This is a genomic window from Methyloligella halotolerans (genome assembly GCF_001708935.1).
Lineage (GTDB): Bacteria > Pseudomonadota > Alphaproteobacteria > Rhizobiales > Methyloligellaceae > Methyloligella > Methyloligella halotolerans.
On sequence record NZ_MASI01000004.1, the window covers coordinates 147,335 to 165,586 of the forward strand.

Genomic DNA, 18,252 nt, shown 5'->3' on the forward strand with positions numbered 1-18,252 from the left:
CGGAAACCCCCAAAAGAAAGCTGGCCCGCGCCCATTGAATAGGCGAAAACCGACCCATGGCCCATCCTGCGATTTTGCAGCCCGATCCCGCCGTCATGTCGCGCCGGGACGAGATCTTGAAGCAGTTGAAGAAGCGCGTCCCCGACACGGTGTTCATCACCGACGAGGAGGGCCGTCGCACCTTCGAGACCGACGCGCTGACCGCCTATCGCTGCATGCCGCTGGCTGTCGCGCTGCCCGGCAGCACCGAGGCCGTGAGCGCCATCATGGCCTATTGCTGGGAGAACGACATCAAGGTCGTTGCCCGGGGCGCCGGCACCTCGCTCTCCGGCGGTGCGCTGCCGTCCGAAGACTCCATCGTGGTCTGCATCTCGCGCATGAATCGCATGCTGAAGATCGACGAGGATAACCGCGTCGCCCAGGTCGAATCCGGCATCACCAATCTCGCCATCTCGCAAGCGGTCGCGCCGCGCGGCTTCTTCTATGCGCCGGACCCGTCCAGCCAGCTTGCGTGCACCCTCGCCGGCAATATCGCCATGAATTCCGGCGGCGCCCACTGCCTGAAATACGGCGTGACCGTGAACAACATCCTGGGCCTCAAGCTGGTGCTGGTGAACGGCGAGGTGATCGAGCTCGGCGGCGATTATCTCGATCAGCCCGGTTACGATCTCATGGGTCTCATGGTGGGTTCCGAAGGCCAACTCGCCATCGTCACCGAGGCTACGGTCCGCATTATCAAGATGCCCGAGATCGCCCGCCCCATGCTGCTGGGCTTCCCATCGTCGGAAGCCGCCGGCGCCTGCGTCGCCGCCATCATCGGCGCGGGCATCGTGCCCGTCGCCATCGAATTCATGGACAAGCCGGCAATCCATGTCTGCGAGAACTTCGCCAATGCCGGCTACCCCCTCGATGTGGAAGCGATCCTGATCGTGGAGGTCGAAGGCTCCGAAGAAGAGGTCGCGCTTCTCCTGGAGCGCATCGCCGAGATCGCCGAAGATCACGAGCTGCAGCACAAGCGCATCAGCCAGAGCGCCGAGGAAAGCGCCGCCATCTGGAAGGGCCGCAAATCCGCTTTCGGCGCCATCGGCCAGCTCTCGGACTATTTCTGCATGGATGGCGTCATCCCGTTGTCGCGCCTCCCCGAAGCGCTGTTGCGGGTCGCGGAGCTTTGCCGGGCCTACGGCTTCGACGTCGCGAATATCTTCCATGCCGGCGACGGCAACCTCCATCCCCTGATCCTCTACAATGCCAACGAGGAGGACGAACTCGCTAGGGCCGAGGCTTGCGGGGCGGAGATTCTCAAGGTCTGCGTCGAGCTTGGCGGCTGCCTCACCGGCGAGCATGGCGTCGGCATCGAGAAGCGCGATCTGATGCCGTTCCAGTATACTGAGGCCGACCTCGTCCAGATGATGCGCGTCAAGAGCGTCTTCGACCCCGACTGGCAGCTCAATCCGGCCAAGGTCTTCCCCTTGTCGGCCCGCGAGCTTTTGTAATCCATGCAGCCACGCTTTCACGCTCCGGAGACGGTCGAGGATCTGGCCGATCTGCTTCTCGGCTATGCCCAGGAGGGGCTGCCTGTGGAAGTGCGCGGCCTGGGCTCGAAGCTCGGCTATGGCCGCCCGGTCCAGACCGCTGCCGTGGTCAGCACCGAGAAGTTCGACGAAATCACTTTGTATGAGCCCAGCGAGCTGGTGCTGTCCGCCGGCTCCGGAACGCCGCTCGCGAAGATCGAGAAGCTGCTCGACGAGAACGGCCAGCAGCTCGCTTTTGAGCCTTTCGATTTGCCGCCCGTGCTCGGCGGCAAGCCGGGGGAGGGCAGCATCGGCGGCGTCTTCGCCACAGGTCTTTCTGGCAGCCGTCGCGTGCTCTCGGGCGCCGCCCGCGATCACATCTTGGGCGTGAAAGCGGTGAACGGCCGGGGCGAGGCCTTCAAGGCCGGCGGCCGGGTCATGAAGAACGTCACCGGATACGATCTCAGCAAGCTTCTCACCGGCTCCTGCGGGACCCTGAGCGTGCTGACCGAGATCACCATGAAGGTGCTCCCCAAGCCGGAGCAATCCTCCACACTGCTCTTCTTCGACGTGCCCGAGGCGGCTGCGATCGAGCTGCTCTGCAAGGCCATGGGCAGCCCGTTCGAGGTATCCGGCGCCGCCCATCTCCAGCCAGGACTCGCGGCCGGCCTCTCCGACAAGCCCCTGCGGGAGCGCGCTGAGTCGGTGACGGCGCTGCGGGTGGAAGGCTTCGAAGGTGCGGTCCGCTACCGGGCGGCCAAGCTGAAGCAGAAATTCGCCGCCTTCTCCGATTTGACGGAGCTTTCCGGCGACCGCTCCCGCCGCTTCTGGTCGGACATCCGCCAGGTGAGACCTTTACAATCCGCCGGCCGGCCCTTATGGCGGATTTCCACCGCGCCGTCCCGCGCGGCGGATCTCGTGGCGGCCTTGCGCCATACCATCGATCTCAAGGCCCTTTACGATTGGTCGGGCGGTCAAATCTGGCTGGAGACCGGGGCGACCTCCGATGCCAATGCGGTGGAGTTGCGACGGATCCTGGCCGATTTCGGCGGCTACGCGACCCTCGTCAGGGCCGAGCCGGGCATCCGAGCCAGCGCCGACGTGTTTCAGCCGCTGGAAATGCGGCTCATGGAAATCACCCGCGCCCTGAAGGCCAGCTTCGATCCCGCGGGCATCCTCAATCCCGGACGCATGTATTCCGGAGTCTGACCGAACGGCCATGCAGACCAACTTCACCCTTCGCCAACTGCACGACCCCGACATCGTCGCCGCCGACGATATCCTGCGCCGCTGCGTCCATTGCGGTTTCTGCACCGCCACCTGTCCGACCTATGTTCTGGGAGGCGACGAACGGGACTCCCCGCGCGGCCGCATCTATCTGATGAAGGAGATGTTCGAGAGCGGCGAGGTCACCGAACCCGTCGTCACCCATCTCGACCGCTGCCTCACCTGCCTGTCCTGCATGACCACCTGTCCGAGCGGGGTGGATTACATGCATCTGGTCGACCTCGCCCGCGCCCGGATCAACGACACCGTAAAGCGTCCCTGGCACGAGCGGCTGAAGCGCTGGGCGCTTGCACGAGCCCTGCCCGATCCAAGGCGCTTCCGCTTTCTGCTCCTGGCCGGCTGGATGGCCAAACCGCTGACGCCAGTCTTGAAGACGCTGAACCTCAAGGGCGCCGTCGCCGCGCTCGATATGGTGCCGAGAAGCTTCCCGCGTCTGACCGTACCCGTCCGGCGCGATGCCGATGCCGCCCACCGGGTCCGCGTCGCCCGGGTCGCCATGCTCCGCGGATGCGTGCAGGAGAACCTCGCGCCCTCGATCAACGATGCCGCGGTGCGCCTGCTGGAGCGCCACGGCGTCGAGGTGGTCTTCATCGACGATCAGTTCTGCTGTGGCGCCCTGGAGCACCATCTCGGCCGGGACGAAGGCGCGCTTGAGAAGGCGCGCCGCAATATCGATGCCTGGTCAGAGCAGATGCGCGAGCGGCCCCTGGATGCGATCCTCGTCACAGCCTCGGGCTGCGGCACGATGCTGAAGGATTACGGCACGCTGCTCGCCGGCGACCAGGGTTATGCGGAGCGCGCCGCCGAGGTCGCCTACCTTGCCCAGGATATCTCGGAGTTCATGGTGAAGGTCGGCCTCGCCGCGCCCAGCGTCTGGACCAATCTCACCGTCGCCTATCAGTCGCCATGCTCCTTGCAGCACGGCCAGGGCATCGACGCGGAGCCCCGCGAGCTCCTCACCCAGGCCGGATTCCGCGTCGTGGACCTGCCTGAGAACCATCTCTGCTGCGGCTCTGCCGGCACCTACAGCTTGATGCAACCGGAGATTTCCGCCGAGCTTCGGGACCGGAAATGTGGCCACATCGCATCCGTCGCTCCCGATGTCGTGGCGACTGGGAACATAGGCTGCCTCTCGCAGCTTATGCAGGGAAGTTCCGCACCGATCGTCCATACTGTCGAATTGCTCGACTGGGCGACCGGAGGACCATGCCCGGGGAATATCGAGCAGTTGAAAGGAAGAGCAAAGCCGGTCAAAAGCTTACTTCAATCCGAAAGCGCCTGAACTTCGAGCGCGGCAAGATCCGAAGGGGGCTATCCGTCCTTTTGACCTGTCTATTCAAGCCCGTTATTAACCGCGTACCGTCCGAGCGTAAGAGCATACTTTGACACAGTTGGACTGAAGATTGTTTAGCGCCCTTCGATGAGAAATCGTCCACAAAAGGCGGGCTCGAGCACGGAAGAGGTCAGCCTCCAGATGTTGCTTGATGCCGTTGTCGATTACGCCATCTACATGCTCGATACCGAAGGTTATATCTCGAGCTGGAACGCGGGTGCCGAGACCATCAAGGGCTACCCCATCTCCGAAGCCCTGGGCCTTCATTTCTCGCAATTCTTCACCCCCGAGGACCAGGCCGCAGGCAAGCCCCTCATCGGGCTCGGCATTGCCGAACGCACCGGGCGCTACGAGGAAGAGGGCTGGCGCGTCCGCAAGGACGGCAGCCGGTTCTGGGCTTTCACGGTCCTGGATGCCATTCGCGACAAGGAGGGCAACCTCCTCGGCTTCGCCAAAGTCACCCGCGACATCTCCGAACGTCACGCCGCCGAGCAGGCCCTGCTCGATAGCGAGTGGCGCTTCCGCATGCTGGTGGACGCGGTCAGCGACTACGCCATCTTCATGCTGGATACCAAGGGCTGCATCACGAACTGGAACAAGGGCGCCGAGCGCATCAAGGGCTACAAGGCCCACGAAGTGCTGGGGCGTCACTTTTCCATGTTCTACACGGCGGAAGAGCAGGAGGCGGACAAGCCCCAAAAGGGGCTGGCCATGGCCCTGAGCAAGGGGCGATACGAATCCGAAGGGATCCGCGTTCGCAAGGACGGCAGTACCTTCTGGGCCAACGTCACGATCCAGCCCATCCGTGATGAGGAGAACCGCATCTTGGGCTTCGCCAAGGTGACCCGCGATATCTCCGAGCAGCGCAAGGCGCGCCAGGCCCTTGAAGACGCTCGGGAAGAGCTTCATCAATCTCAGAAGATGGAGGCCCTCGGCCATCTCACCGGCGGGGTCGCCCACGATTTCAATAATTTCCTGACCGCGATCATTGGCAATCTCGAAGTTCTGAAGTCCAACACCGGACTGGACGAGCATGGGCGCCGCCAGATCGCGGCGGCACTTCAGGCCGCAGAGGATGGCGGAGCCGTCGTGCGTCAGATGATGGTCTTCGCCCGCCGCCAGGCCATGCGCCTCGTCACTGTTGACGTGAATAAGACGGTGGAGGAGATCGCAGGTCTCGTCCGGCGCTCGGCCCATGAGAATATCGTGCTCGATCTCGACCTGCACGACGGCGTGATGGCGGTTAAGACCGACCCGATCCAGCTTCAGACCAGCGTGCTCAACCTCGCCTTGAATGCCTGCGATGCAATGCCCGACGGCGGCGTGCTCACCATCAAGACGGAGCATTGCGAGCTGGAAGGCGATAGCCGCGTTAAGCCCGGCTCCTATATCTGCATCTCTGTCACCGATACCGGAGACGGCATGCCGGAAGAGGTTCTGGCCCACGCCTTCGATCCGTTCTTCACCACCAAGGAGCTTGGCAAGGGGACAGGCCTCGGCCTGAGCATGGTCTATGGCGCGGCCCAGCAGATCGGCGGCGACGTATCGATCGCCAGCCGGGTGGGAGAGGGCACCACCGTCAAGCTGATCCTGCCGGCCGGCGTCGTCGAAGACGTCGAACCCCAGGCCAAGAAGAGCCCCCTTCCCAAGACGCCCGCCGGAACCAGGGCGCCGAAAAAAGCCAAGGAACAACACCGTCCGCCAAACGCTTCCAAAGGATCGGCCCGAGCATCCCAAGGGGAAAACCAAGGGGAAGGCGACGCTTTGAACATCCTTTACGTGGAAGACGATTTCCTGGTCGGCCTCGCCACCATCGAGATTCTGGAGAAGGACGGCATGACCGTCCAGAACGCCGCCGGCGCCGAGGAGGCGCTTCAGCTTCTCGACAAGCACTCGGAGATCGATCTCCTCCTCACCGATATCGGACTGCCCGGCATGAGCGGTCACGAGCTCGTCGCCGAGGCGCGCCGCAGCGCCCCGGCTTGCGCGTGCTCTTCCTGACCGGCTACGACCGCAGCGGTCCGGTGGTCGGAACAGAGGCCGACGAGATTACCGAATATATGGACAAGCCCTATAAGCCGGAGGTGCTGCTGGCCACAGTGCGCCGCTTGTCCGCCGTCGAGACGGACACGTAAGACGGCCTTTCTCATTTCCGCTTGGCTTGCTGGCCCGAAACCGATGGGCTAAACCCGGCGCCAGAAGCTCCGGCAGCCGGAGCCCTTGTCGTTTCAGCGGATTCTCATGAGCAAAAATTCCAAGCCGGCCCGACCGGAGGCCCGCCTGCCGAAAGGCTTGCAGGACGTTTCGCCGTCGGAGATCCGCAAAACCGCGCAGATGGTGGAGAGCATCCGCCAGGTCTTCGAGCGTTACGGCTTCGAGCCCCTCGAGACGCCGGCCATCGAATACACCGAGGCGCTGGGCAAGTTCCTGCCCGATTCCGACCGTCCCAACGAAGGCGTCTTCTCCTTCCAGGACGAGGACGAGCAATGGCTCTCCCTGCGCTACGACCTGACCGCGCCGCTCGCCCGCTTCGTCGCCGCGAACCAGCAGAACCTGCCGCGCCCCTACCGGCGCTATCAGACCGGGCCGGTCTTCCGGAACGAGAAGCCGGGGCCGGGCCGCTTCCGCCAGTTCACCCAGTTCGACGCGGACACCGTCGGCGCACCCTCGGTTGCGGCCGATGCCGAACTCTGCATGCTCGCCGCCGATACGCTGGAAGCGCTCGGAATTGCGCGGGGTGATTACCTTGTGAAGGTCAATAATCGCAAAGTTCTGGATGGTGTGCTGGATGCAGCAGAGGTTGCCGACGAGCAGCGACTCACCGTGCTCCGTGCAGTTGATAAATACGACAGGCTGGGCTGGGACGGTGTGAGGCAGCTTCTGGGCGAGGGGCGCAGAGACGAGAGCGGCGACTACACAAAAGGAGCGGGCCTCTCCGACGAACAGATAAGACTCGTCTTGGATGTAGTAGGTGGCGAAGCCGAAGCCTGGGTGAGTTATAAGAAGGACGCTAAACTCCCGACGGATGACGAACAATCTGTGCTTGGTAAGGATCTCTTTCCACACCGGCCCGAGGGCAGCGAAGCTTGGAACGACAAATTCTTTCCCGACCAGGATGCCCTTCTTAGAATTTGGCAAGATGCCGTTGGAAACTCAGAGCGTGGCCTTGAAGGAGTTGCAGAGCTCAGCGAGATGCTGCAGCTGTTCCGTTCGTCGGGCTATGGCTCTCGACGAATCCAACTGTCATCCTCCATCGTCCGCGGGCTCGAATATTACACGGGCCCCGTCTTCGAGGCCGAGCTGATCTTCGAGGCGACCGATGACAAAGGCCGTCCCGTCCGCTTCGGCTCGGTCGGCGCGGGAGGTCGCTACGACGGGCTCGTCGAGCGCTTCACCGGCCAGAAGGTGCCGGCCACCGGTTTCTCCGTTGGCGTTTCACGCTTGCGTCACGCCCTTGATCTCCTCGGGAAGTCCGAAGGCGAAGGGCTCTTGGGTCCCGTCGTCATCACGGTCTTCGACAAGGAGCGCATCGCCGACTATCAGCGCATGGCCACCGAGCTGCGCCAGGCCGGCATCCGCGCGGAGATGTATCTGGGCGGCTCCGGCATGAAGGCTCAGATGAAATACGCCGACAAGCGCGGCGCGCCCTGCGTCGTCATCCAGGGCGGGGACGAGCTGGAGAAGGGCGAGATCACCATCAAGGATCTCATCGAAGGCGCGCGGCTTTCCGAAGAGATCGAGGACAACGCCGAATGGCGCGAGGCGCGGCCGGCGCAGATTTCCGTGCCTGAGAGCGACCTCGTGAGCGCCGTGCGCGACATCCTCGCCCGCTACGGCAGCGCCTAGAGAGACCCGCGCCATGGCCGCAGAATCCGCAATCAACTTCGAGGCGTTGGAGGCCCAGGCCGGCACCCTGGTCGAAACCTTCAAGATCGCCGGCTACGAGCAGGTGGCGCCCGCCATCCTCCAGCCGGCGGATATCTTCCTCGATCAGATCGGCGAGGCCCTACGCAGCCGGACCTATGTCTTTACGGATCTGACGGGGGAGGAGCTTTGCCTGCGCCCCGATCTCACCGTGCCTGTCTCCCGGCTCTATCTGGAGCGCCACCCCAAGGCGGACCGGGAGGCGCGCTATTGCTATAACGGTCCGGCTTTCCGGTTTCAGCCCGGCGGCCGCAGCCGCGTTCGCCCGCGCGAATTCCGCCAGGCCGGCATCGAATCCTTCGGTGTTACGGACCGCGACGCCGCCGATGTCGAGATGGTGCTGCTCGCAACCGCTGCCGTTCAGCAGGCCGGCTTGCGCGACTTCTCGCTCCGCTTCGGCGATATCGGCCTGTTCTTCGCTCTGATCGAAAAGCTGGAGATTCCTGAGCGCTGGCGCCGCAAGCTCGGCCACTATTTCTGGCGGCCGTCCGCCTTTCACGCCCTTCTGCGCCGCCTGAGCCGGGGAGAACGGCCCGAGGCCGAAAGCCCCATCGCCGGCTTCGCCCGGACCCTTGATCTCGGCGACACCGCACGCGCCGAGGAGCAGGTGGAGCGCTATCTCGCCGACAACGATCTTCCGCTTCTGGGCAACCGCTCCCTGAGCGAGATCACGAATTCGCTGCTCGATTTCGCCGCCGATCTCGAAGCGCCGCCGCTCGCCAAGGAGATCGCAACGGTCATCGACTACTACCTTGCCGTCTCCGGCAGTCCGGAAGAATGCGTTGGCCGTATCGCCATGATCGCCCGCGGCGCAGGTCTCGATCTCGACGACAGCCTCGACCGGCTGATCCGCCGCTTCGACAGCTTCAGGGAGAACGGGCTCGAGCTTTCAGGTGCGACCTTCGCCAGCGATTTCGGCCGCAACCTCGAATACTATTCTGGCCTCGTCTTCCAGATCGAGGTGCCGGCCCTCGAAGACGGCAGCCAGATCGCCGGCGGAGGGCGCTATGACGGGCTGCTGAAGGCGCTGGGAGCGCCCGACGACCTTCCCGCCATCGGCTGCGCCATTCACACCGAAAGGCTGCTGGCCGCCGTGGAGGCGATGGACTGATGGCCGATACCGTTCTCACCGTCGCCGTGCCCTCCAAGGGCCGTCTGAAGGAGCAGGCCGACGACCTGTTCGAGAAGGCCGGCCTCGGCCTTCACAAGACCGGCCACGAGCGCGGCTACACGGGCGCGTTCGATGCCTTCGACGATGTCGAGGTCGCCTTCCTGTCTGCCAGCGAGATCGTGCACCACCTGCGCGCCGGCCGCGTCCATCTCGGGATCACCGGCGAGGATCTGGTCCGCGAGACGATCCCCGATGTGGACGCCTGCGTCAGCTTCGAGGTGCCCCTCGGCTTTGGCCGGGCCGACGTGGTGGTGGCGGTGCCCGATTGCTGGATCGACGTATCCGGCATGGCGGATCTTGAGGATGTCGCTGCCCAATTCGCGCGCGCCCATGGGCGACGCCTGCGGGTCGCGACGAAATACTTCAATCTGACGCGCCGCTTCTTCGCCAAGCACAACGTATCCGGCTACCGGATCGTCGGGAGCGTCGGTGCCACCGAAGGCACCCCCGCCGCCGGGACCGCCGAGCTGATCGTGGACATCACGACCACCGGCACAACCTTGCGCGCCAATCATCTGAAGGTGCTGGACGACGGTCTGATCCTGTCGTCCCAGGCCCATCTGCTGGGCGCGAAGGAGGCCGACTGGTCCGGTGCGGCCGAAGCCCGCCGCAACGAGATTGTCGCGAAGCTCAAGGCTGCGCTTTAGCGCGATCCCTCCGGTTCACACCCGGCCTCGCCACGCACGGCCTTCACCCCTGCGAAAGCAGGGAACCAGGAGCGGCTGGAGTCTCGCTTCCGGCAGCGGCGGTGATTACTGGATTGCCGGGATATGCCCGACGATGACACCATTGATTGGTGGGATCGCCTAAGCCGGTTCGCCGGCCGGGCGCGGTCCGCCGCCGGTCTCCTTCGGCCGCAGATGGTGATCGCCGTTCTCGTCCGGGGTCAGGTGATAGAACCGGTCGTGGAAGACCGAGAGCCCCGAGCGATGGCCGATCGACACGATGGCCGTATCGGGCAGCCGGTCCAGCAGCAGCCGGTAGAGCTGCTCCTCAGATTCTTCGTCGATGGAGCTGGTCGCTTCGTCCAGCAGCAGCCACTGGGGCTTCTGGAGCAGGGCGCGGGCGATGGACAGCCGCTGCTGCTCGCCGCCCGACAGGAGATCGGCCCAATAGGCCGTTTCGTCGAGCTGATTCGTTAGCTTGCCCAGCCCCACGGCACTGAGCACCTCCTCCACCTCTGCCGGCGGATAGGCCGTCTCGGCTGCGGGATAGGTAACGGCCCGGCGTAGTGTGCCGAGGGGCATATAGGCCTGCTGCGGGAGCACCAGAACGTCGCCCTCCCGCGGCAGCTCGATCCGGCCCTCGCCGAACGGCCATACGCCGCCCAGCGCCCGGAATAGGCTTGTCTTGCCGGAGCCGGACGTGCCCGTGACGAGGACCTTCTCGCCCGGCTTCACGGAGAAGTCCGAGACCCGCACTAGATCGCGGCCCGTGGGCAGGGCCACCACCACGTCTCGCGCGCGCAGGGAGTCGTGATCGGAGGCTTCGGCCTGCTTGAGGCTGACCTCGTGCTCTTCGTCGAGCGACTTGGCCCAGGCGAGCGACCGCTCGAACCCGCTCAACCGGTCCTGGATGGCCTTCCAGTTCGCGATGTTGTCGTAAGCGTCCACGAAGAAGGACAGAGAGTCCTGCACCTTACCGAACGCCTGGGAGATCTGGATCAGCCCGCCCAGCGTCATGGCGCCGGAGAAATAGAGCGGGCTCACCACCACGAAGGGGAATATCGTCGCCGCCTGACCGTAACCGGCGGTGAAGAAGGTGAGCTTCTTCATCCGAGTCATGATGTCGTACCAGTTCTGGATGACGTGGCCGAAGCGCTCCTTCAGCCCCTCGCGCTCGACCTCCTCGCCGGACAGCAGCGTGACCTCCTCGGCGTTCTCCCGCAGGCGCACCAGCGAGAAACGGAAATCGGCTTCGTAGCGCTCCTGATCGTAATTGAGGCGGATCAGCGGATAGCCGATCAAATGGGTCAGCCATGTGCCGAGGATCGCATAGAGCAGGGCGGCCCAGACCAGATAGCCGGGGATCTCCATGGACCACGAGCCGATCACCAGCGGCTGGTCGGCGGAGAGGCCCCAGAGGATTGCCACGAACGAGATCAGCGTCACCACGGAGCTCAGGAGCCCGAGACCGATGCTGATCGTCGTCACCACGAAGGAGCGCACGTCTTCGGCGATGCGCTGATCGGGGTTGTCGATCTGGTCGCCCCGGAGCCGCATGCGGTAATGGGTGCCCGCCTCCAGCCAGCGCGCCATGTACTTGTCCGTCAGCCAGGCACGCCAGCGGATCTGGAGCCATTGGCGCAGATAAAGTTCGTAGACCGCCGCGACGATGAAGAACGTGGCTAGCGCGGTGAAGACGCCGAGCTGGTAGATGAAGGTATCCCAGTCCTTCGTCTCCAAGGCGTTGTAGAAGTTCCGGTACCAGGTATTGAACTGGACGCTCAGGAAGACCTGGAAGAGCTGTAGCGCCACCACGACACTGAGCAGGATCCGTCCGGCCCACCGGTCTTCCCCTTTGAAATAGGGTAGGGCAATGCGCGCAAAATCTTTTGCTGCTTGGGAAAATCCCGCCATAGGGGCGATGCTCCGGAAGACCGCTTGAGGCAGAAGACGTTCACGCCGTCGAGGCGGGCAGGGGCCGCGTTCGGGATAGCGCGGATCGAGTTTTCAGTGAGCCGCGCGCCGAAAGCAAGCGCTAGCGGATTAAGGTTGCGTAAGGTTGCCGGCGCCCGATTGGGCGGTTGCCCACGAAAAAGGGCGGCTCCGAAGAGCCGCCCTCCATAATCGTCTCGAATGGTGAGGCGATGGGCTACATCATGTCCATGCCGCCCATGCCACCCATTCCGCCCATGCCGCCGCCCGGCATGGCCGGAGCCGACTCGTCCTTCGGGGACTCGGCCACACCGGCTTCGGTGGTGACCAGCAGACCCGCGACGGAGGCGGCATCGGTCAGAGCGGTGAGCACGACCTTGGTCGGGTCGATGATGCCGCGCTCCACGAGATTGCCGTACTCGTCCTTCTGGGCGTCGTAACCGTACGTGGCCTCGTTGTTCTCCAGCACCTTGCCGACAACGATGGAGCCCTCGACGCCGGCATTCTCGGCGATCTGACGGGCAGGCGCCTGGAGCGCCCGGCGGACGATGTTGATGCCCGCTTCCTGATCTTCGTTGTCTCCGGTGATGGTGAGCACCTTGGAAGCGCGCAGAAGCGCCGTGCCGCCGCCGGGGACGATGCCCTCTTCGACAGCCGCGCGGGTCGCGTTCAGCGCGTCGTCGACGCGATCCTTGCGCTCCTTCACCTCGACCTCGGTGGCACCGCCGACGCGGATCACCGCAACACCGCCGGCGAGCTTGGCCAGACGCTCCTGCAGCTTCTCCTTGTCGTAATCGGAAGAGGTCTCTTCGATCTGCGCCTTGATCTGCGCAACGCGGGCCTCGATCTCGCTCTTGTCGCCCACACCGTCGACGATGGTCGTGTCGTCCTTGGTGATGTTGACGCGCTTGGCGCTGCCCAGCATGTCCAGGGTGACGCCCTCGAGCTTGATGCCGAGATCCTCGGAAACCACCTGGCCGCCGGTCAGGACGGCGATGTCCTGCAGCATGGCCTTACGGCGATCGCCGAAGCCGGGGGCCTTCACCGCCGCGACCTTCAGGCCGCCGCGCAGCTTGTTGACCACGAGGGTGGCCAGGGCCTCGCCTTCGATATCCTCGGCGATGATCATCAGCGGACGGCCCGACTGAACCACCGCCTCGAGCAGAGGAAGCATCGGCTGCAGGCCGGTCAGCTTCTTCTCGCAGATGAGGATGTACGGGTTCTCGAGATCCGCCACCATCTTCTCGGCATTGGTGATGAAGTAGGGCGAGATGTAGCCGCGGTCGAACTGCATGCCTTCCACGACCTCGAGCTCGCTCTCGAGGCTCTTGGCCTCTTCGACCGTGATCACACCTTCATTGCCGACCTTGCCCATGGCTTCGGCGATCATGTCGCCGATGGACTTCTCGCCATTGGCGGAAATCGTGCCGACCTGGGCGATCTCCGAAGAGCCGGAGACTTTCTGCGAGCTCTTGCGGATATCGGCGATGACCTCGGTCACGGCCTTGTCGATGCCGCGCTTCAGATCCATCGGATTCATGCCCGCGGCCACGGCCTTCAGGCCTTCGCGGACGATCGACTGGGCGAGCACGGTCGCGGTCGTGGTGCCGTCACCGGCGGTCTCGTTGGTCTTCGAGGCGACCTCGCGCACCATCTGCGCGCCCATGTTCTCGAACTTATCCTCAAGCTCGATATCCTTCGCGACGGTGACGCCGTCCTTGGTCGAACGCGGCGCGCCGAAGGATTTCTCGAGGATCACGTTGCGGCCCTTGGGGCCAAGCGTGACCTTGACGGCATTGGCCAAGGTATCGACGCCGCGCAGCATGCGCTCTCGCGCATCTGCACCGAATTTCACGTCTTTAGCTGCCATTGGCGCTTACTCCATTCTGAAAATTTGCAAATCCGCCTCGACAGGGCCCGCCAGACCGGCGGGGAGGCGCAATAGAGGGTGTGCGGCCCGATCGGCTAGCCCAGAACGCCCATTATGTCGGACTCCTTCATGATCAGGAGCTCCTGGTCGTCGATCTTGACCTCGGTGCCCGACCACTTGCCGAACACGACCTTGTCGCCGACTTTCACGTCCAAAGCCTGAACCTTGCCGTCCTCGCCGCGCGCGCCAGGGCCCGCTGCGACGATCTCGCCGGTCTGCGGCTTCTCGGCCGCCGAATCCGGAATGATGATTCCGCCTTTGGTTTTCTGCTCTTCTTCGAGCCGCTTCACCACGACACGGTCGTGGAGAGGACGAAACTGCATGATTGCACTCCCTCAAATGGTCTCTGCTTGCGAGATAGGGTGGGCTGCTGGCACTTACCAGGGGTGAGTGCCAAGTCGTGGCCGGGATAACGTTTCGGCCGCTCCACTGTCAAGGAAGGGGGGCAAAAGCGCTCCGTCCGGCGCCGGCTTGATACCAACGTGGTGAAGCGCGGATGAAGGAGCGTCTTCTAGCGGGCGCCGGCGCGAAACCGCAGACGGCAGAAGAGGCCGGACTCGTGCCATTCCACGACCGGCGCGTCGTGGCCATGCCGCTTCGCCAACCGGTCGAGCAGGGTCATGCCGAAGCCGCGATCCGTCGGCGCGATCACGGGCGGACCGGCGATCTCTTGCCACGTCATGAGGATCTCATGGGAGTTCGGATCCTCCTGCAGACTTTCAAAGCGCAACGCGACGCTGCCCTCATCATTGGAAAGGGCCCCGTATTTCAATGCGTTGGTTGCCAGCTCATGGAGCACGAGCACCAGGGTCTGCATATCGTAATCGCCGAACATCAGGTCGCCGGCATCGATGTGAATGCGGTTCAGCACACCGAGGGGCTCGACCACGCGGCCTGCCAGGTCTTCGAGGGGCATGAAAAGCCACTGCCGCTCCTTCAGGAGGTCGTGGGCCGCGGCCAAGCTGTTCAGGCGCGACTGGAAGGTCTGCACGAAAGGCTTCGCCTCCGGGTGGCTCTCTGCGCTCACCGCCGCGATGCTGCCGACCACCGAGAACAGGTTCTTCATGCGATGGGCCAGCTCCCGGTTGAGCAGGTCGCTCGCCTCCTGCTCGAAGCGCCGGTCGGTCACATCGTGCACGACGCCCGCGGCCCTCACCGGGCGGCCGGTATCCCGCTCCGTGACGCGACCCGAAAAGCAAACCCATTGGGTGAACCGTGGATCGCGCCCGTTGAGGCGGAATTCGATGGCGATTTCCCCGTCGCTGCCTATGGCGAGTTGCAGCGAGCGCTGGAACTCCGCCAGATCCTCGGAGTGGATCGTTTGCTCGAACTCCGCGAAGCTCACGAAATCGGCGCCGTGGGGAAGGTCCATCACCCGGCAGGCGGCATCGTTGAAGGCGACGCGCTCATCGGCGAAGCACATCTCCCAGAGGCCGACTCCGCCCGCGTCCAGCGCCCCATGCATCTGGTGCGCGCTGGCGAAAGGCTCATTCCCGTCTTCGGGAAGAGCGGCAAATTCCTCCTCGGTCATCATGATGTGCTACATTCTCGCCGCGTCTGCTGCGGCGTGCTCGCAGCGCCCGTGGAGCCTTCGTCCTCGGGCCTGCGCGAATTGACTTCGACAAGTAAGAGGTCTTCACTTTAAGGACTTCCCGAAAGCCGCGTCTTTCAACTAAGACATAGTGCTCAACTTTAGGGTGCCGCGCGCCCGAGGAGATGATTGCGCCCATGGGTTTGGTCGCTCAGTTCGCTGTTGACTATAAGGTGCCCTGCGACAGGTGCCCCTTGCGTGACTGCGCGGTGTTTCAGCCGCTCAGCGATGGCGAGGTGGATCTGCTGTCGGAGTTCAAGATCGGCGAGTTCAGCGTCGAAGGCGGCGCGACCTTGTTTTCCGAAGGGGTTCAATCGGATCAGCTCTTTACGGTGCTGTCCGGCTGGAGCTTCCGTTACAAGACGCTTTCCGACGGGCGGCGCCAGATCATCAACTTCATCCTGCCGGGCGATTTCATCGGGCTCCAATCCACCCTCGACGACGAGATGGACCATTCGGTGGAGTCGCTGACAGCGGCCTCGTTCTGCACGTTTCCCCGCAAGAAGCTCACGGAATTCTTTGCCCGCAGTCCCCGCCTCGCCTTCGATGTGACATGGCTCGCGGCCCGCGAGGAGCGGGTGCTCGACGAGCATCTCCTGAGCCTTGGCCGGCGCACCGCCCGGGAGCGCGCCGCCTATTATCTGACCCATTTGTATATCCGCGCCTCGGAAGTCGGCCTCTCGGTGGAGGGGCGGGTGCGCTTTCCCTTCACCCAGCAGCATCTGGCCGATGCGCTCGGCCTCTCCTTGGTCCACACCAACAAGATTCTCCGGCGCCTCACCGCCGACGGTCTGATCGAGTGGGAGCATGGCCTGTTCCGCTCCCCCAATCTCGGCGCCCTGGCGGAGTTGGGCGGGTTCGACCTCGAGGACCGCCGCGAGCGTCCGCTGCTCTAGACCGCATGGTTGCGCCTGCCGCTTGGCCTTGTCCGCACCGGCTGCTAACAAGGAGCGGTTGCGCGCCGGCCTGCGGGACATGCATGACCCAGACATAAGGGCCCGGACGTAGAGGCCCGGACATGGAAGATCATGGAGGATCAATGGACCGCCGAGGCAGTCTCCTTCTCGATGCCGTAGTGATGTTCGCCATGTTCGTGACCGCCGCGGCCTTTGCCGCGGCGCTCATGGTGCATACCAGCATCGGGACGCTCCCCGCCGTGATCTCCGGCTTGGCCATCCTGATGCTCATGGTCACCTCCCACATTCTGATGACGCGCTTCGCCCAAGGCGCCGACGCGGAGCGAATGGATGACTTCGAAGCGGCGCTTGAGATCATCGACGGCGACCTTCAGCGCATCGACAAGATGGAGGACGACGTCGCGCGGCTGGACCTCCTCACCGACAAGATCGAGCAGTTCGACCGGACGTTGAGCAACTTCGAGGCGGCGAACCTCTCACGCCTGTCTTCGGACATGGAGACCATGCAGTCGCGGCTTGAGAGCTTGCGCGCCGAGCTCGAGACCGAAGCGCGCTCCCAGCGCGAGGAGTTGAATACGGAGCTGCGCGTGCTCGAGCGCCTCATGAAGCAGCTTTCCATCGATCTCGCCGCGAGCGACGGCAGCGAGGACGGACCCCGGATCGCCGCAGAGGCGAGCGAGGAGGGCGCGGTCGCTCAGGATTTCGAGCCGATCGATTTTCTCCAGACCGATCGCTCGGCCGAGGCGGCGGCAGTAGAGACCGCCGAGCTTGTGAACGCCGAAGACGAGGCGGATGAGGACGAGATCGAGCCCATCGACATGACCGCCGAGGCCGAGCCCCAGCGGCACGAGGCGGGCGCCTGGCAGGAAGATTGGGACGAGACCGAGAAGCTCGCCGATCGCGATGCCGACAGCTGGGATGAGGATGGCTGGGAAGACGCTTTGGAAGATGGCGCCGCGCCCGGCGAGCCGGCTCCCGAGAGCGCCACGGGCGACGCTTCGCCAACCGTGGCAGAGGCGACAGCCGAAGAGGTGAGGGCCGAGGACGCAGCTCTGGATGAGGCTCTTGCCGACGAGATCTCCACGTCCGGCACCTTAGGTGACGAGCGCCTGGCGCCCGAAGACACCAACGACACCATTGAGGACGAAGGCGAGAAACTGGCCGCGGCCACGGCGGAGACCGCCGCCGAGGAAGCCGAAGTGGCCGCCGAGGAAGCCGAAGTGGCCGCCGAGGAAGCCGAAGTGGCCGCCGAGGAAGCTGGCGAACCCGATGAGCCGGCTATGATCGAAACCCATGAGCCCATCGTGGAGCCCGGAACGCGGCTCGACGCCGAGCTTCACACGGCCCCCCCGGTTGAGGAGGCTGACGATGCTGACGCTCCTGAGGGGCCTCCCCATGACGGACCGCCGGACGAGGCCGCTCCCGAAGAGGCCGATCTCGTCGAAGCCGATCTCGAACGTGTCGAGGCGGCGGAGATCGAAGCATCGGACCGGGGCGTGGGTGCGCCGCCGGAGGAAACGCTGGAGCCCGATCAACGGGTTTCCCAGGCGTTCGAGCCCCATAAGCACGTCGAAGAACATGAGCACGTCGAGCAGCATGAGCATGTCGAGGAACATGAGGAGCTGGTGCTGACCGATCTCATTGCCGAGGAGCTGTCCAACCTTGAGGAGGAGCAGGATCGGAACGGCGAGTCGGAAGAAGACAGCGATCCGGATGACGCGGAGGATCTGGAAGAGACAGGCGATCCGGACCGCCGCAAGACCTGATCTGGCACCGCCGGCAAATTTAAGGGGGACGTCTGATCGTCCCGCGTCCGGGAATTGCGGCCTACCGCGTCATCATGACCACCGGCCGGCAAGCCGTCTGAATTAAAGCCACATTCAGCGCCCATTGCTCGATCGGAAAAAACTCCCGGAAAATTGGGATAACCCATCCTCTTGACGGGCGGGCCGCCTCCCCGCATTAGGGCTTCATGGAAACCAGCGCCCCCT

14 protein-coding genes are annotated in these 18,252 nt (G+C 64.1%); 10 read left to right on the top strand and 4 right to left on the bottom strand.

What is annotated here, in order from left to right; translation table 11 throughout:
- The first annotated feature begins 56 nt into the window (after positions 1-56).
- The 8 genes from A7A08_RS09160 to hisG all read left to right on the top strand — a co-directional run bounded on the left by A7A08_RS09160 (position 57) and on the right by hisG (position 9,873).
- Positions 57-1,493, top strand: a complete 1,437-nt coding sequence (locus A7A08_RS09160; RefSeq protein WP_069095190.1) for an FAD-binding oxidoreductase — start codon at positions 57-59, stop codon at positions 1,491-1,493.
- Between the two features lie 3 nt (positions 1,494-1,496).
- Positions 1,497-2,720, top strand: coding sequence for a glycolate oxidase subunit GlcE (glcE, locus tag A7A08_RS09165; RefSeq protein WP_083226622.1), 1,224 nt, complete (start codon positions 1,497-1,499; stop codon positions 2,718-2,720).
- 10 nt (positions 2,721-2,730) lie between these two features.
- Entirely contained in the window at positions 2,731-4,080 is a 1,350-nt protein-coding gene (glcF, locus tag A7A08_RS09170; protein ID WP_069095191.1) for a glycolate oxidase subunit GlcF, read from the top strand.
- A 192-nt stretch (positions 4,081-4,272) separates the two neighbouring features.
- Positions 4,273-6,132, top strand: coding sequence for a hybrid sensor histidine kinase/response regulator (locus A7A08_RS09175; protein ID WP_069095192.1), 1,860 nt, complete (start codon positions 4,273-4,275; stop codon positions 6,130-6,132).
- Positions 6,114-6,266 (top strand): hypothetical protein, encoded by a 153-nt coding sequence (locus A7A08_RS16285; protein ID WP_169822977.1) that lies wholly within the window; start codon positions 6,114-6,116, stop codon positions 6,264-6,266. Before A7A08_RS09175 ends, A7A08_RS16285 begins: the two co-directional genes overlap by 19 nt.
- A gap of 106 nt (positions 6,267-6,372) precedes the next feature.
- Complete coding sequence (gene hisS, locus A7A08_RS09180) at positions 6,373-7,977, top strand: histidine--tRNA ligase (protein ID WP_069095193.1); 1,605 nt, start codon at positions 6,373-6,375, stop codon at positions 7,975-7,977.
- A gap of 13 nt (positions 7,978-7,990) precedes the next feature.
- The gene (locus tag A7A08_RS09185) at positions 7,991-9,166 is read left to right on the top strand and encodes an ATP phosphoribosyltransferase regulatory subunit (RefSeq protein WP_069095194.1); all 1,176 of its coding nucleotides are present in this window, start codon (positions 7,991-7,993) and stop codon (positions 9,164-9,166) included.
- Positions 9,166-9,873 (top strand): ATP phosphoribosyltransferase, encoded by a 708-nt coding sequence (gene hisG / locus A7A08_RS09190; RefSeq protein WP_069095195.1) that lies wholly within the window; start codon positions 9,166-9,168, stop codon positions 9,871-9,873. The genes A7A08_RS09185 and hisG overlap by 1 nt, the downstream gene beginning before the upstream one ends.
- Before the next feature lie 159 nt (positions 9,874-10,032).
- On the opposite strand, the gene A7A08_RS09195 is transcribed toward hisG, so the two are convergent.
- The 4 genes from A7A08_RS09195 to A7A08_RS09210 all read right to left on the bottom strand — a co-directional run bounded on the left by A7A08_RS09195 (position 10,033) and on the right by A7A08_RS09210 (position 15,287).
- Positions 10,033-11,805 (bottom strand): ABC transporter ATP-binding protein/permease, encoded by a 1,773-nt coding sequence (locus tag A7A08_RS09195; RefSeq protein ID WP_069095196.1) that lies wholly within the window; start codon positions 11,803-11,805, stop codon positions 10,033-10,035.
- Positions 11,806-12,040: 235 nt separating this feature from the next.
- Positions 12,041-13,693, bottom strand: coding sequence for a chaperonin GroEL (gene groL, locus A7A08_RS09200; protein ID WP_069095197.1), 1,653 nt, complete (start codon positions 13,691-13,693; stop codon positions 12,041-12,043).
- Between the two features lie 95 nt (positions 13,694-13,788).
- On the bottom strand, positions 13,789-14,076 hold the full coding sequence (locus tag A7A08_RS09205; protein WP_069095198.1) for a co-chaperone GroES: 288 nt from the start codon (positions 14,074-14,076) through the stop codon (positions 13,789-13,791).
- A gap of 188 nt (positions 14,077-14,264) precedes the next feature.
- On the bottom strand, positions 14,265-15,287 hold the full coding sequence (locus A7A08_RS09210) for a PAS domain-containing sensor histidine kinase (RefSeq protein ID WP_069095199.1): 1,023 nt from the start codon (positions 15,285-15,287) through the stop codon (positions 14,265-14,267).
- Between the two features lie 194 nt (positions 15,288-15,481).
- Here A7A08_RS09210 and A7A08_RS09215 point away from each other — a divergent pair, with 194 nt between their 5' ends.
- Together A7A08_RS09215 and A7A08_RS16530 are read left to right on the top strand one after the other, a co-directional pair.
- Positions 15,482-16,240 carry a Crp/Fnr family transcriptional regulator gene (locus A7A08_RS09215; protein ID WP_069095200.1) on the top strand — a complete coding sequence of 253 codons (759 nt, stop codon included), beginning with the start codon at positions 15,482-15,484 and terminating at the stop codon, positions 16,238-16,240.
- 143 nt (positions 16,241-16,383) lie between these two features.
- Positions 16,384-18,027: a hypothetical protein gene (locus tag A7A08_RS16530; RefSeq protein ID WP_208430606.1), complete on the top strand. Its 1,644-nt coding sequence runs from the start codon at positions 16,384-16,386 to the stop codon at positions 18,025-18,027.
- The last annotated feature ends 225 nt before the right edge of the window (positions 18,028-18,252 follow it).

What these genes read in the sequence shown, in the direction of transcription:
- glcF (WP_069095191.1), top strand. Translation starts at nt 2,731, where the DNA reads ATGCAGACCAACTTCACCCTTCGCCAACTGCACGACCCCGACATCGTC.
- hisG (WP_069095195.1), top strand. Translation starts at nt 9,166, where the DNA reads ATGGCCGATACCGTTCTCACCGTCGCCGTGCCCTCCAAGGGCCGTCTG.
- A7A08_RS09195 (WP_069095196.1), bottom strand. Translation starts at nt 11,805, where the DNA reads ATGGCGGGATTTTCCCAAGCAGCAAAAGATTTTGCGCGCATTGCCCTA.
- hisS (WP_069095193.1), top strand. Translation starts at nt 6,373, where the DNA reads ATGAGCAAAAATTCCAAGCCGGCCCGACCGGAGGCCCGCCTGCCGAAA.
- A7A08_RS16530 (WP_208430606.1), top strand. Translation starts at nt 16,384, where the DNA reads ATGGACCGCCGAGGCAGTCTCCTTCTCGATGCCGTAGTGATGTTCGCC.
- groL (WP_069095197.1), bottom strand. Translation starts at nt 13,693, where the DNA reads ATGGCAGCTAAAGACGTGAAATTCGGTGCAGATGCGCGAGAGCGCATG.
- A7A08_RS09160 (WP_069095190.1), top strand. Translation starts at nt 57, where the DNA reads ATGGCCCATCCTGCGATTTTGCAGCCCGATCCCGCCGTCATGTCGCGC.
- A7A08_RS09175 (WP_069095192.1), top strand. Translation starts at nt 4,273, where the DNA reads ATGTTGCTTGATGCCGTTGTCGATTACGCCATCTACATGCTCGATACC.
- A7A08_RS09210 (WP_069095199.1), bottom strand. Translation starts at nt 15,287, where the DNA reads ATGATGACCGAGGAGGAATTTGCCGCTCTTCCCGAAGACGGGAATGAG.
- A7A08_RS09185 (WP_069095194.1), top strand. Translation starts at nt 7,991, where the DNA reads ATGGCCGCAGAATCCGCAATCAACTTCGAGGCGTTGGAGGCCCAGGCC.
- A7A08_RS09215 (WP_069095200.1), top strand. Translation starts at nt 15,482, where the DNA reads ATGGGTTTGGTCGCTCAGTTCGCTGTTGACTATAAGGTGCCCTGCGAC.
- A7A08_RS09205 (WP_069095198.1), bottom strand. Translation starts at nt 14,076, where the DNA reads ATGCAGTTTCGTCCTCTCCACGACCGTGTCGTGGTGAAGCGGCTCGAA.
- glcE (WP_083226622.1), top strand. Translation starts at nt 1,497, where the DNA reads ATGCAGCCACGCTTTCACGCTCCGGAGACGGTCGAGGATCTGGCCGAT.